The sequence below is a fragment of the Psychrobacter immobilis genome (genome assembly GCF_904846185.1).
In the GTDB taxonomy this organism is placed as follows: domain Bacteria; phylum Pseudomonadota; class Gammaproteobacteria; order Pseudomonadales; family Moraxellaceae; genus Psychrobacter; species Psychrobacter immobilis_B.
The window spans coordinates 130,488-144,507 of record NZ_CAJGZQ010000004.1 but is presented as its reverse complement, the minus strand read 5'-3'; the positions used below and the strand labels follow the sequence as shown (position 1 = coordinate 144,507).

Annotated in this window: 12 protein-coding genes; 3 read left to right on the top strand and 9 right to left on the bottom strand. The window is 42.0% G+C overall.

Annotation, left to right across the window (positions count from 1 at the left end):
• Positions 1 to 159: 159 nt before the first annotated feature.
• From hrpA to JMW94_RS03420, 4 genes are all read right to left on the bottom strand, one after another.
• The gene (gene hrpA, locus JMW94_RS03435) at positions 160 to 4,347 is read right to left on the bottom strand and encodes an ATP-dependent RNA helicase HrpA (RefSeq protein ID WP_201601388.1); all 4,188 of its coding nucleotides are present in this window, start codon (positions 4,345 to 4,347) and stop codon (positions 160 to 162) included.
• A gap of 183 nt (positions 4,348 to 4,530) precedes the next feature.
• Entirely contained in the window at positions 4,531 to 4,764 is a 234-nt protein-coding gene (locus JMW94_RS03430; protein ID WP_201601208.1) for a hypothetical protein, read from the bottom strand.
• A 277-nt stretch (positions 4,765 to 5,041) separates the two neighbouring features.
• Positions 5,042 to 5,359: a hypothetical protein gene (locus JMW94_RS03425; RefSeq protein ID WP_201553814.1), complete on the bottom strand. Its 318-nt coding sequence runs from the start codon at positions 5,357 to 5,359 to the stop codon at positions 5,042 to 5,044.
• A 171-nt stretch (positions 5,360 to 5,530) separates the two neighbouring features.
• Positions 5,531 to 6,124 (bottom strand): DUF1543 domain-containing protein, encoded by a 594-nt coding sequence (locus JMW94_RS03420; RefSeq protein WP_201601204.1) that lies wholly within the window; start codon positions 6,122 to 6,124, stop codon positions 5,531 to 5,533.
• A gap of 75 nt (positions 6,125 to 6,199) precedes the next feature.
• Between JMW94_RS03420 and JMW94_RS03415 the strand changes: the two genes are divergently transcribed.
• On the top strand, positions 6,200 to 6,703 hold the full coding sequence (locus JMW94_RS03415) for a hypothetical protein (RefSeq protein ID WP_201601200.1): 504 nt from the start codon (positions 6,200 to 6,202) through the stop codon (positions 6,701 to 6,703).
• A gap of 40 nt (positions 6,704 to 6,743) precedes the next feature.
• Here JMW94_RS03415 and JMW94_RS03410 read toward each other — a convergent pair whose 3' ends face one another.
• Together JMW94_RS03410 and JMW94_RS03405 are read right to left on the bottom strand one after the other, a co-directional pair.
• A complete protein-coding gene (locus JMW94_RS03410) occupies positions 6,744 to 7,541 on the bottom strand; it encodes a metallophosphoesterase family protein (protein WP_201601197.1) in 798 nt (265 codons plus the stop codon).
• A gap of 141 nt (positions 7,542 to 7,682) precedes the next feature.
• A complete protein-coding gene (locus tag JMW94_RS03405; RefSeq protein WP_201601194.1) occupies positions 7,683 to 9,104 on the bottom strand; it encodes an SLC13 family permease in 1,422 nt (473 codons plus the stop codon).
• A 544-nt stretch (positions 9,105 to 9,648) separates the two neighbouring features.
• Here JMW94_RS03405 and JMW94_RS03400 point away from each other — a divergent pair.
• Positions 9,649 to 9,813 carry a hypothetical protein gene (locus tag JMW94_RS03400; protein ID WP_198329880.1) on the top strand — a complete coding sequence of 55 codons (165 nt, stop codon included), beginning with the start codon at positions 9,649 to 9,651 and terminating at the stop codon, positions 9,811 to 9,813.
• Between the two features lie 49 nt (positions 9,814 to 9,862).
• Here the strand turns inward: JMW94_RS03400 and JMW94_RS03395 are convergent, their stop codons facing one another.
• Together JMW94_RS03395 and JMW94_RS03390 are read right to left on the bottom strand one after the other, a co-directional pair.
• Positions 9,863 to 10,558 (bottom strand): YoaK family protein, encoded by a 696-nt coding sequence (locus JMW94_RS03395; protein WP_201601169.1) that lies wholly within the window; start codon positions 10,556 to 10,558, stop codon positions 9,863 to 9,865.
• A 110-nt stretch (positions 10,559 to 10,668) separates the two neighbouring features.
• Positions 10,669 to 11,475, bottom strand: a complete 807-nt coding sequence (locus tag JMW94_RS03390; RefSeq protein WP_060491067.1) for an enoyl-ACP reductase — start codon at positions 11,473 to 11,475, stop codon at positions 10,669 to 10,671.
• 353 nt (positions 11,476 to 11,828) lie between these two features.
• Between JMW94_RS03390 and folE the strand changes: the two genes are divergently transcribed.
• Entirely contained in the window at positions 11,829 to 12,425 is a 597-nt protein-coding gene (folE, locus tag JMW94_RS03385) for a GTP cyclohydrolase I FolE (RefSeq protein WP_201601166.1), read from the top strand.
• A gap of 129 nt (positions 12,426 to 12,554) precedes the next feature.
• On the opposite strand, the gene msrB is transcribed toward folE, so the two are convergent.
• On the bottom strand, positions 12,555 to 13,760 hold the full coding sequence (gene msrB / locus JMW94_RS03380) for a peptide-methionine (R)-S-oxide reductase MsrB (RefSeq protein ID WP_201601163.1): 1,206 nt from the start codon (positions 13,758 to 13,760) through the stop codon (positions 12,555 to 12,557).
• Between the last annotated feature and the right edge of the window lie 260 nt (positions 13,761 to 14,020).

Sequence of the window (14,020 nt, the reverse complement as noted above, 5' to 3'; positions counted from 1 at the left end):
CAAAAACTTACATCAATATATTAGGTAACATCCAAAAAACGTTGGTATAAAAAATAATAGCTCTTTCATTTAATCAAATATTATCGACTAAATCAAAGAGCTATACAAGACAATTGTCATATGCTGTCAATTAGCAAGTTTTAAAAATCTAACGCTATCCTAACTCATTTTATCCCACATCTTGCTTAGGCGCTTCGGTGACACTGCCATGCGGGTTTTCATCGGTTGCGCGAATAGCTGAATACGATACTCCTCGACCATCCAGCGATACTCACTAATGGCTTTATCATTGGCGCGATTTGCCAACCGCTCCATATGCACATCAAGCGCGTATACCCCTTCGAGATCAGATTCGAGATTGTGCTCAAGCCGTTCGATACGAATTTCAAGCGCCTCTAGATAGCGCGGATACTGCTGCCAATGGTTATAATCCATACGATAAACAAAATCAGCTAAGTGCAAATCTTCTAACTGGTCTTCGATATCTTCGATAGACTCACCAAATACCTCTCGATCGAGCATGAGTAAGCTTTGACGAATACGTTGCCAGCGGGTATAGACATTTTTAAGAATTTTTATGACGTTTTGTCCCGTCAATAGAAAGTTACCCGACACCACTTCCAAGGTTTTTTCATACTCCTTTGGCGTAAAGGGCAATTCTTCAGCAAGCGCTACGGCAGTATCATCAGCGCTTTCAGGCAAATCAGCACTGTGATCGAATAACACATAATGCTCTTCAAGCGACGCGTCCAATGCCGCATCGATGACGATAGTTTTTAGCTTCTCCATATCACCAAGTGGCGCGAATGCCAATTTGAATATCTTATCAATTTGGCTGGTCAGCTGTTTTTTCTTCGCACCAAGCTTACCTTTTATCAGGGTCAAAACGCCGATACGGTGCGCCTGTAACGCGGCATTGACATCGGTATATTGATGGATAGATACCGCTTCACCTGACGCATCTGCAACCAAAGCAGCAAACTGCTTCATCACCACCCCTGCACTATGATGATTTTTGCTAAAGGCAAAATGCTCAGGGAATTCAGTATGCGTACCTTGCTGCTCATTCACCGCTTGGCGGGTCTCTTGAGCATGGCGAACCTGTAGGGTTTGCAGGTCGCGACCCTTTTCGATAATACGATTTTTGTCATCGACCACACAGATTTGCGGCTGCAAATAGCGATCAATGCTAGAGGGATTAAAGCTATCAGGCGTCACTGACATAACGCCGCGACGGTTGAGCGCTTGGCAAAGCTGTTTAAGCAATCCTTGTCCACTAGCGGGTTGCAGTTCATCAAACAAGCTATCGGCTGTATCAGGAATCGGTACAATTTGACGGCGAATATCCTTTGGTAGTGACTTAAGCAATTGCAATACTAGCTCATAACGCCAACCGGGTACGCCCCATAATAGTTCAATCGCATCAAGCTGCGGTAGCGCGGCAAGTGGCACACGAATGGTCACGCCATCATCCTCACTGGACGGATCAAAGACATAACGTAGCGGTAGTTTTAGATCACCCAATTTCCACACTTCTGGAAAATCGCCTGTGGTCGGTGCTTGGCTATTGAGCACGTCATCATCGGTAAAAAATAGATATTTGGTATCAGTTTTTTCAACCTCGGCACGCCAATCTTCAAAGGCTTTGCGACTGGCAATATGCTCAGGTATTTTTTTATCATAAAACTGATACAGTGCTTCTTCGTCAACCAACAAATCACGACGACGTAATTTATCTTCAATGCGCTCAATATCAGCGATTTTATCCATATTATGCTGTAAAAATGGCGCTTGACGCCCCAAACTACCAGTCACTAAACCATCGCGGATAAAGATTTCTCGCGACTCACTGAGATTGACTTGTTCATAGTTGGTCAGCTGCTTACTAATAATAATCAGCCCAAATAAGCTAATCTGCGCGTAAGCTTTCACTCGTCCAGTCTTCTTCGACCAATGCGGCTCAAAGTAGTGATACTTTAATAAGTCACCTGCCGCTGAGATAACCCACTCTGGTTCAATTTTGGCAACAGTGCGCATGAAGACTTGCGAGGTTTCGACCACTTCAAAAGCCATGACCCAAGGTGGTACTTGTTTAAATACCGTACTGGCTGGGAAGATTTTGGCTTTTTGCTGGCGAGCCGCTAAGTATTCACCACGATTCTCAGTTTTATGCGCAATCGTAGACAATAGACCTGTCAATAATGCGCGGTGTAAATTGGCATATTTAACCGCTTTGAGTTCTTCATCTTCTATCGCGGTAGGGTCGCTGGTCATGTTTTCTAACGAAGCATTTTTATCAGTTCCTTTATCGGAAGCTTTTGCCTCTTTAACATCCGTCAGCTTGAGGTCTGTGACCATTTGTACTAACTGACGATGGGTTTGATTCCACTCACGTACACGCGGGAAGCTCAGATAGTTTTTCTTGGTAAAATTCTTACGCTGATTGCCAGACAGCTTATTGCCATCTTCATCTTTTTCAAATAGCGCTTTCCACAGACTCAGATAGAATAAAAAGTCAGAATCATCTTGACGAAATTCCGCATGCTTTTGGTCGGCTTGCTGGCGTTTATTGGCAGGACGCTCGCGTGGATCCTGTACAGCAAGAGCCGCTACTACAATCAGCATCTCACGGATACAATCAAAATCACTGCCGGCAACCAACATACGTGCTAGCCTTGGATCGATTGGCATACGCGCCATTTTTTGTCCAGTGGGCGTCAGGCTTAAATGATCGAGACCTTTTTTTGGTTTTGGCTTATTGGTTTGATGAGCAGCAGTTGCTTCGCTTTTCGAGGTAATCGCGCCTAACTCATCAAGCAATTTATGCCCATCAGTAACCAAGCGGCTATCGGGTGGCTCGATAAAGGCAAAATCATCAACACTACCTAAGCGCAGATTGGCCATCTGTAAAATAACGGATGCAAGATTGGTCCGTAAAATCTCAGGTTCGGTAAATTCTGGACGACCGGTAAAGTCCTCTTCACTATAAAGACGGATACAAACACCTGGCGCAACACGACCGCAGCGACCTTTACGCTGATTGGCAGCCGCTTGCGAGATCGCCTCAATCGGTAAACGCTGTACGCGCGAGCGATACGAATAGCGTGATATCCGCGCAAAACCCAAGTCAATCACATAGCGGATACCCGGTACGGTCAGCGCGGTCTCGGCAACGTTGGTCGCAATAACGATACGCCGACCACGACCTGACGGTTGAAAGATGCGCTGCTGCTCTTCATAAGTCTGCCGTGCAAATAGTGGCAGCACTTCGGTGTGCTTGGGTCCATGACGCTCAAGCACCTCTTGCAGCTCACGAATCTCAGCTTCTGTGGCGGCAAATATCAAGATGTCTGCTTGGTCAGCATGACCTTTATTTTGTGCATCGCTAAAGCATTCTTCGACGGCGGCAACGACCGCACGTGGCAGATTTTCTTCAAAGTCATCATAGCTGTCATCATCCGAGCTGTTCACTGGCTCATCGGTCAGCGGACGGTAACGAACTTCAACAGGAAAACTACGACCTTCGACATTGAAAATAGGCGCAGGTACGTTGCGTTTTAGCTTATTATCATAGCGGCTAAAATATTCACTAAAGCGTTTGGTATCAAGTGTTGCTGAGGTAATAATCACTTTTAAATCAGGGCGTTTGGGCAGCAGTTTTTTCAGATAACCCATAATGAAATCAATGTTTAAGCTACGCTCATGCGCCTCATCAATAATGATGGTATCGTATTTACTTAAGAATTTATCGTGACCCAATTCTGCCAGCAAGATACCATCGGTCATCAGCTTAACAACAGATTGCGCCGTACCCTGCTCATTAAAGCGAATCTTGAAGCTGACAGTATTACCGAGCTGCTCGCCTAATTCTTCAGCGATACGGTTTGCCACACTGCGCGCGGCCAATCGTCGAGGCTGGGTATGCCCTATCTGCCCAGTGATACCGCGACCTGCCAGCATTGCCAGCTTGGGCAATTGCGTCGTCTTACCAGAACCTGTCTCCCCTGCAACAATAATGACTTGGTGATCAATAATTGCCTGTACTAAATCTTCTGCACGTTGACTGACGGGCAAATCAAGATTCAGTTTTTCTGTTAGTTTGTCTGGAATACTATCCATACGTGCCTGCACCGCTTGCTGTGAGCGGGTCTTGATTTTTTCATACTGCGCACGTTTTTTAGTTAGCCCATCATCGGCTTTATCGTCAGAATTTTTTTTATTGTTAGCCACAGCAGCTCGCGCCAGCTCACGTTCTAGACGGCTTAAATAATAACTGTCTTTAGCGAGTACTGGTAAATCAACAACCATATCAGGTTGTGAAGACGCTTTATTACTGTTTTCTGTCATATTTGAATTATCGTCACTTGTGTTTGCTAATTTACTTAATTCATCGAATCTAAGCTCATCGGTATTGTTTTCAGTCGGCATATTTACTTAGGCTATTTATTGTTTGGAAGTGGTTAGATTATGAGGGTAATTTGGGCGTGATTCAAGGTGGTTATAGTGTTTGGTTGGCAACTATGCAGGCTATTACCTATTTTCAAAACGCTCAGTCAAAATATTTCTAAGATCATTAGTCATAGGCTTAAATTTAAAATGCTCTGGCTCCATTTGAGCAATCAAAGCATACTGATCATTTTCAGTTGAGTTATCCTCACAAGAAAAATGATTCATCTCCTGACCAGTAATGGCATTAATAATATAAAAAGAGGTATCGCTATCTTCAAACTGTGTCAGCTCATAATAATTATTCGGATCCCGCATAACGAGATTAGTACCACTAGAAAGAGTCGTATAATAGGTATCCTCAGTAGCTTGCTACACCTCTAATCTTAAAGGATTACCTTGGGTGGCAAAATAATACTTGAGCATATAACCAATATCGCTATTAATCACATCCAAACGTAAATGATCACCCTTTTCTGTGATGCATTGATAGATCATAAAAGATTCGTAAATTCGTGGTTCAGTAGTGACATTTTATAAAATTTTTCAAACCTGCCAGTCCTATTTTATTTTTATGAATAAATTATTTGTAAGCTCAAACGCTACTTGTATAAATAATCTGTTGACGAATAGCAGCCCCCGTAAAGAAATTCTGCAACTTTTGCAATGGCAGCCTAGGAAAAGGCAGATGCAGCGAAAGTATTAACCTCTCAAACGCTACCATTTCATCAGCTAATGCTTGTGCGACATCAGGTTGAATCTGCGGATTTTCATACACATTATCAATCAACCAAGTGAGTTGTGGAAACTTAGCATTATCATGAATCTGATAAAGGGTGGGTAATAGCTCATCTGAGATTTGGCAACGCGATTTGCGAATCATGCCATTTTTATAGTACATATTTAAAGCCATATTAGGGTGTGTCCTTAATTAAATCATGAGACTAAAAATGAAATAAATTCTTGTCAGTCAAAGGAGGTTTCGCAGAAAATGTAAATATATTATCTAAAAACTTGCAAAGCATGATGGAGATATAACAGCTTTTAGTCCATTAAACTCTAGTCTCGTCAATTGAGAACAAGCCTAAAGTAACTTCCTTAAATTCTTGATACTTAGATAACCAACATACTCTTTATCTTCATCAGCATTTGCAAGTTCGTGACTATTATGAATCGTAGGCTCAATTAAAATCTGTATGTTTGAGACAAGGTCATTGACGTTGTATATATCATCGATATCTACCTGAAATTTATCATCAATGTGCGATGCGGCATTAAAAGGTGAGTCTTTATCTTTAAAAGTAAATTCTTTATAAAATGTACTTTGTTTGGCTTGTTTAATAGCATCTGCTTGAGTAGCAGCGACGATAAGCAGTTTATGATGAAACTCTTCAAAACTCCCCTGCTGATAGCCGCCTAAATTAATAAAGAACAGTTTTAAACCGTTATCATTCGCTGTTTGATTGTTTGACTCGATCAATTTAACAGTATGGTTTCCCACTTTGGTAATCGCTCTGTATGAATCAATATGCCATTTGTTTTTGACTTCAGGCCAGTGGTGATTGATATCGTCTACCAGCTCGCTCACCTGATTGGCCACACCAAAGAAAATATCATGCTGCTCAATCAAACGACCTTTGGGGCGACCACCAAGCTGTAACATAAAGAGTGTTGGCATAAAGAATTACCTTGTACGTTAATAACTTCTGAGTAAAATGTGTGATGTTAGATGAATCATATAAAAAGGATCAATATGGGCATTTTGATAGCTATTAAGCTGACATTTATAGCGACTATATTTTTACCGATAGTGTTGTGTTTAACTTCCTGTACAAATAAAGAATCAAGCTCAACATCAAGAGCTACTTATCATGACATCAGCAAAGTTGAAATTGAAAACCCTTATTCAAACCCTATTCTACTATCTTACGACGCAAAGCATCAGCCTGAAAAAATGCAAGCCATAGTCGATGAGATAAACAGCCAAAGCCATGGTTTTTGGCGTAAAGGTCTAGGCGGCAAAGAGGGAGCTAATGTTATTAGTATTCATATCTATAGCCATTCTGAGACGCCAGTTGCAAGCTTTTCTTTATTTTCTAATCAACTAATGGAGCGAGGAGCGAATTATCGACAGCTTAATGTAGACGGTTTTTTTAGGCAAATAGATATTCAAGCGCTACCCGCATTGAAAGAGGTTTGGTGTGGTCATAGAGATATTGATGCATATCATAGCTTGCAACTTAATAAATCATGCTAAAAATAGGCAAAATCCTGATACTTATATATTTAATTGCTCATCAAGGCAATACTCGCCCTGTTCTCAGTGCAAACGCCCAGTCTTTACGACCGTTCATTGAAGCCAATTTAGCCGCAGCTTCATAATCATAAGGCACATTGATATGCTCAACTTGCCAGCATTTACCTTGTTCAGTGTCAGCACATTTGATAAGCGCATAACTGGCATGGGGCGAATAGGTTTGCATCTTATGCAAAATAGGCAAATCATCTTTATAAGCAGGGTAACCAACGCTACCTGTATTGACGACCATCTGCCCTGTCGATAGCGTGACTGTACGAGGAATATGAGTATGACCACATACGATCACTGAACTGCCAATACCGTTAAGCTGTGCCAAAATGTCTAGATTATCACGTAAGGTCGGCTGACCCGTCTCGATATTTTCTAACAAATATACCATGTCATCGGTTGGTGACCCATGGCACAGATAAATATTCTCACTCAAATGACAATCAAACGGCAAATTCTGCAGCCACTTAACCGCTGCTTTAGGCAAGTCCTCTATGATAAAAGCCATGGTTGCGTTGTTGCCAATCTCCGCCGTTGTCGCTTCATAAATCTGTCTATCCTGATTACCTCGAATAGTAATGATATCGTTCTGCTGTGCCATTAAGAGCGCATAGGTATCTTTAGGGGCAATCGGTCCGTATAAAATATCGCCCAGATTAACAATTTGATCAATATCGCGCTGTTTAATATCAGTCAGCACGGCTTCAAGCGCGAAGACATTACTATGAATGTCGGAAATAGCTGCGATAGTATTTAATTGCTTGTTATTAGAGTTGGAGTGCGCCATCTTATTTATTTTCCTAACAAATCACTATGTTATACATCGACTAACCGTAAAAAGGAACAGAAAAGAGAAACAAAAAAACCCAATGGCTCGTGATTATTGAGACATTGGGTTTCATAAATTATGATTAATGTAATTGATAAACTATATTAAGAAGAAATAAGCCCACAATCCGACGACAAAGGTAGCAATGATATTAAGAATGACACCTGTACGGATCATTTCGCTCTGTTTAATCAACCCCGTACCAAAGACAATCGCATTTGGCGGTGTCGCAACGGGTAGCATAAAGGCACAAGATGCACCAATACCGATGACCAATACCAACACTTCGTGCGGTAAACCCATCTGCTCTGCAATGGCAGCAAATACGGGAACCAGCAGTGCGGCAGAGGCGGTATTAGAAGCAAACTCCGTTAAGAAAATAATAAATGCTGATACCGCAATCATCACCACAATAAGCGGTGCAGAAGACAACGCATTAGCGACCGTCTCCCCCAATACCAAGGACGCACCTGACACTTTCAGAATCGTCGACAGGGCAATACCACCACCGAACAGCATGAGTACACCCCAATCGGTATTATCAGACACCTGCTTCCACGATACCAAGCCTAAGCTGACCACAGCGGCAGCAGCTGATAAGGCAATAACCGCGTCAGTATCCGTAATATCAAGCGCAGCACCGATCTTTTTGGAAAAAATCCAGCTCAATGCGGTGACAATAAAGACGATAATCGTCACTACACGAGGTTTATTCCATACAATAGGCTCATCTTCAACCAATACAATTTTACGATTCAGGTTGGGCTTCAAAAACACATACATCGCGCCTAACAATAGCGGCAATAATACCAGCATCATCGGCACACCAAACTTCATCCAGTCCACAAAAGCAATATTGAGCGCTTTTGCAGCGATAGCATTTGGTGGCGAACCAACGATCGTACCTAAACCACCAAGGCTTGCTGAATAAGCGATACCTAATAGTACAAATACAAAAGTACCTCGGTCTTTTTCACGGTCAACTTGCGTTAAAATACCCAGTGCTAATGGCAACATCATCGCCGCCGTTGCAGTATTCGATATCCACATCGACAAAAATGCGGTCACGCCAAATATCAAAAATACCGCCGTGCTTAGTTTTCCGCCTGACATAGACAGTATCTTTAAAGCGATTTTTTTATCCAATTGCTGCACATGCAAGGCTGCAGCTAAAGCAAAACCACCAAAAAACAAATAAATCGTTGGATTGGCAAAGCTTTGTAAGCCTATTTCGGCATCGAATTCCGGTATACCAACTAAGGCACCAACCACGACTACCAATAGTGCCGTAATGGTGACATGCAACGCTTCCGTTAGCCACAATACGCCGATGAAGAACAATAAGGCAAGACCCTTATTGGCATTGATATCGAATGGCAATACATTAAAGATAATTATACTAATAACCGCCGCAATAGCGACCACTATCAACCCTTTACCGGTACCCTTTGGAAAGGTATCGGTAAATAAATACTCGTTGCCATCATCAGGAAGATGGCTATCTAATTTTTGCTCTGACATAAAATGTCCTTATTTTCCCAAAGACAGTGTAAAAAGACGCTAAAATAAAAACGTATGTTAGCGATTGACACTGATTCAACCAGCAACCGTAAAAAATACGTTGTCATAATAACAGATATATAACAAAAATCTGATGCAACAAAGCCCTTATAAGATTTGCAATAAATATTGTCATTTCAAAGGTAAAAAATTACTTTGATGCATTTTACGAAATGCACCTTAAAACAGTACTTTACAGAGATAAATCTTTCTCATAAACCCGTTCACATTTTAATTAAAAACTTGACTCAACAGCTTATTATTGTTAAATCGAACACAGAGTGAGCAACCTATAGCTAAGTAATCGCTTTTCATCAAGTCGCAAGCCTTGTGATGTGCGGTTACACATCGTCACTAAACAAGCGTACACTTAGTATGTACAAGCGTATGGTGCTATCTCATACTAAATAAGTCAAAATAAATTTCTAATACCAGTAATAGCTTAACAACTATTTTTTATTAGTATTTATATCGGAAAATGAATAACAATAAATAGGAGCACTTTATGACAGATGCAAATAAAACAGACTCAACCACTAAAATGTCACCAAGAGATATCAATCAAGACGGTTTGGCTAAAAAAGATCAGCAGCGTACCGACGACTCTGCACTCGATATGATGCAAGGGTTGCATGAACATGAAGACCATAAGGAAGAAGGTAAAAACTAAATCACAGCTTTATTATTACCTCAAAGCAAAAAATAAAAGGTACTGATCGTTATGATGAGTGCCTTTTATTTTTTGGCTCTCTTTTTTCTGGCAGGCGATCTGAGACATAGTTATATATAAATGCTGCCGTCAAGACGATAGCAATGGGTACAAATAGCGCTTCGTAGCCAACCTTGGCGAATAAAAATGCTCCAACGGCGCTGCCACCGCAAAAGCAATACCAAATAATGGCTTGAAACCCTAATGTCGGTTTGCTAATCGATCGGCCCGCCAACCAGTTGCCAATAGCAGCGCCCATATCTGATGTCAAACCTGTCAAATGGGTGGTACGAATAACCGCACCGCTATAAGTCGCTACCATGGCATTCTGTAATCCGCATGCCATTGCCGCTGCCAACTGTCCTAAATAATCATGCTGCTGATACAACCAGTAGCTGGCCATTAGCAGTGCCGCCTCGATATATAGCGCACTACCATAGCGCCTACCTAACTTTAATGATGTCTGCCCAATCACATAACCGCTCAGTATCGCACCTGCCAAAAAAGACAATAGCAGCGCACCGATATACAAGATACTACGCACATCCAAGTAAGCAATAGCCGCTGCAAATAAGCTTACATTGCCAGTGACATGAGAAACCGATAGATTGGTAAACCCCATTAACGCAGCAGTGTTAACACAGCCAGCACTGAATGCCAGTACTCCCCCGCCCCACAATATCCACTTTGGTAATTTGGTTATCATATTCGCCGCCTAATGGCTTATCACCAAAAAGCATCTATTATAACCAAAAAAGGCAACCTATTGGCTGCCTTCCTGATCTATAAAACCCTATAACCGACTATTGAAGTGGATTATTTCGGCTCATCAAGCATCATTAACTGCTCACTGATAGCCACAGTATTAAAACCTGCGTCAACAAACATAATCTCACCGGTAATACCAGATGCCCAAGGTGATAGCAAGAAAAGCGCCGCATTACCGACTTCGGTCTGTGTGATATTACGTTGTAACGGCGCGATTTTTTCGCTGATATCGAGCATTTTACGGAATGATTTGATGCCACTGGCAGCAAGCGTGCGAATAGGACCTGCTGAGATCGCATTGACACGAATGCCTTCACCGCCCATCGAAGTAGCCAAATAGCGAACACTGGCTTCAAGGCTGGCCTTTGCCATACCCATGACGTTGTAGTTTGGCAATACCGAGATACTACCTTCATATGTCAATGTCAGCATCGAACCATGACGCATGGCCAATAAAGCACGAGCTTCTTTGGCTAATGCCACAAAACTATAGCTTGAGATATCATGGGCAATTTGACTGCCTTCACGGGTCGTCGCCTTAACAAAATCGCCATCAAGCTGATCCATCGGCGCAAAGCCAATCGCATGTACCACACCATCGATTCCATCACCCCAATGGGCAGTGACTTGCTCAAAGCAGGCAGCGATAGACTCATCAGAAGCCACATCACACTCAAGTACCAAATCTGCTTCGAATTTCTCCGCTGCCATATCGACACGCTTTTTGATCTTATCATTAGGATAAGTGAGAATTAATGAGGCACCTTCACGGTGCAGTGCCTCCGCGATAGCCCAAGCGATAGACAGTTTGCTCGCAATGCCTGTCACGACAAATCGTTGTCCTTGTAGTAGCATAATATTTCCTTTTGGGTCGATCAAAATTATTTAATCATATTAGGTTATTTAGAGTGATTAGATACGATGAATATCACAGCGTAAAAAGTACAAATTATAAAATAAGTCATTATACACGAATTAATTTAAGTAAACAGTCGTAAACTGTATTCCCTTATAATGTCGTCTAATATCGATTAAACGCCCAACTGCTCGCCACAGCAGTATGAAGTTAAGGAGATTTCAAGTATAATCACAGCCCTTCCCAGCTTGCACAATTTTTATAAAAATCCTTTACAACAGTTATTTGTAACTGTTCGTAATTAGGGATTTAGCGTTAAGCTACACCCACATTTTGGATGGCTGCCAAACTTATGAGTAACACCCCAACAATAGCATCAAATTACCAAGAAAGCGTTGAGTCTTATCGTCAACTTATTCTCTCAACTGGCGAGGACTTACAGCGTCCCGGTCTTGAAGAGACGCCGATGCGTGCCGCAAAAGCTTTTGCACATTTAACCCAAGGTTATCATCAAAGCTTGGATGAAGTCGTCAACGACGCCCTGTTTCCATCGAGCAATCGCGAGCTGGTATTGGTACAAAATATTGAATTTTATTCATTGTGCGAACATCATATGCTGCCTTTTCATGGTATCGCTCATATAGGCTATTTACCCAATGGTCAAGTACTGGGCTTATCAAAATTTGCCCGTATCGTCGACATGTTCGCCCGTCGCTTGCAAGTTCAAGAAAATTTAAGCGAACAAGTGGCACAAACTATCATGGATGTCACTGGCTGTCGCGGCGTAGCAGTAGTGATGGATGCAGCACATATGTGTATGATGATGCGCGGCGTAAATAAGCAGCACTCCACCACACGTACAACATCGATGTTGGGTGAATTTGTCCATGATAACCAAGCGCGCAATGAGTTTTTGAGTGCGATCCCTAGACGGCAGCCTGCATTCTAACGCTTCAAATAACCATAGATAATAAAAAAGGATACTTAAGTATCCTTTTTTAATGCGTACCTTTCAATATAGCTATCATTAATAATTAGCAATCAATCCTTGATTACAATATAACGAGGCTTAACTAACCTAGCTTACTTCAGCAATCCAATTGCCATAACCTTCTGCTTCCATTTGCGCCAGTGGAATAAAACGCATTGCCGCTGAATTCATACAGTAGCGCTTGCCTGTCGGTGCTGGACCATCGTCAAATACATGACCGACGTGTGAGTCTGCATAGCGGCTACGAATTTCGGTACGGCTTCCGAATATCCCTCGGTCTTCCTTCTCAACGACCATAGCTGTGCTCAATGGACGGGTAAAGCTTGGCCAGCCAGTGCCAGATTTGTATTGATCACGAGAGGAATATAGTGGCTCCCCCGATATCACATCGACATACAGCCCAGGCGCTTTATTATCCCAATATTCATTATCAAAAGCGCGTTCGGTGCCGTCTTTTTGAGTGACTTTATATTGAATGTCACTGAGCGACTGCTTTAGCTCATCCTGTGCAGGCTTCACAAAGGTATCTGGATTGAATCCTGTGCTAGCTTTAGTAGCTGACGCATTGTTTGATGTTGCCTGTACGCTATCTGCCGCCGTAGGTTTAAACTGGCTAAAATCCAGCTCGTAGTCTTTACCATAGACACCTTCGATAAACTGATAGCGCCCAGAATTAAAGGTATAAGCTTTATAGCGGATTGGGTTTTTCTTATAATAATCTTGGTGATACTCTTCAGCAGGGTAAAACTTGCTAGCAGCAACAATTTCAATCACAACTGGTTTACTATAGACACCAGAGTCTTGCAGTGATTGCTTAGCAGCTTCTGCTATCTGCTTTTCTTGTGCATTATTATAAAAAATAGCAGGACGATACTGGGTTCCACGATCTACATACTGGCCGTCAGCATCGGTTGGATCGGCGATACGCCATAACGCTTGAACGAGACCATTATAGGTGATTTTCGTCCGGTCATAATAGACTTGAGCCGCTTCAGTATGCCCTGTGCCGCCTGCTGATACAGTGCTATAAGTTGGATTGGTCGATTGACCGCCGGTATAGCCAGAGACCACTTCTACAACGCCAGGTATTTTTTCATAACCCGCTTCCACGCACCAAAAACAACCGCCAGCGACCGTAGCAACTGCGAGATTTGGATCCGTTGGCGCATAAGGATTATCGATGGCAGTATTTTTTACAGCGGGCGTATTTTCGGTGGCAGCACAGCCAACGAAAACCATACTGATGGCTGCTACAGCCATCGTAATAGCACCCGTCTTTAATTTATGATTCATCGATACCTCCTAAAAGTAATATAATATAACCATGATAACTCTTTGACCTCACTAAACTATACCTATATTGTTATAAAAATTTAATAGTTATTAGATATTATTTAATATAACTAAACAGTATAATCCTGAATTATACACAATTTCTTAATAAGATAAGCTTGATACAAAGTATGATAATTAAAAAAAGAGCACATTACGGACAGCGTAGTGTGCTCTTTTATATTACATCAATATATCTTAGGCAGCTTGTGTAGCATAGT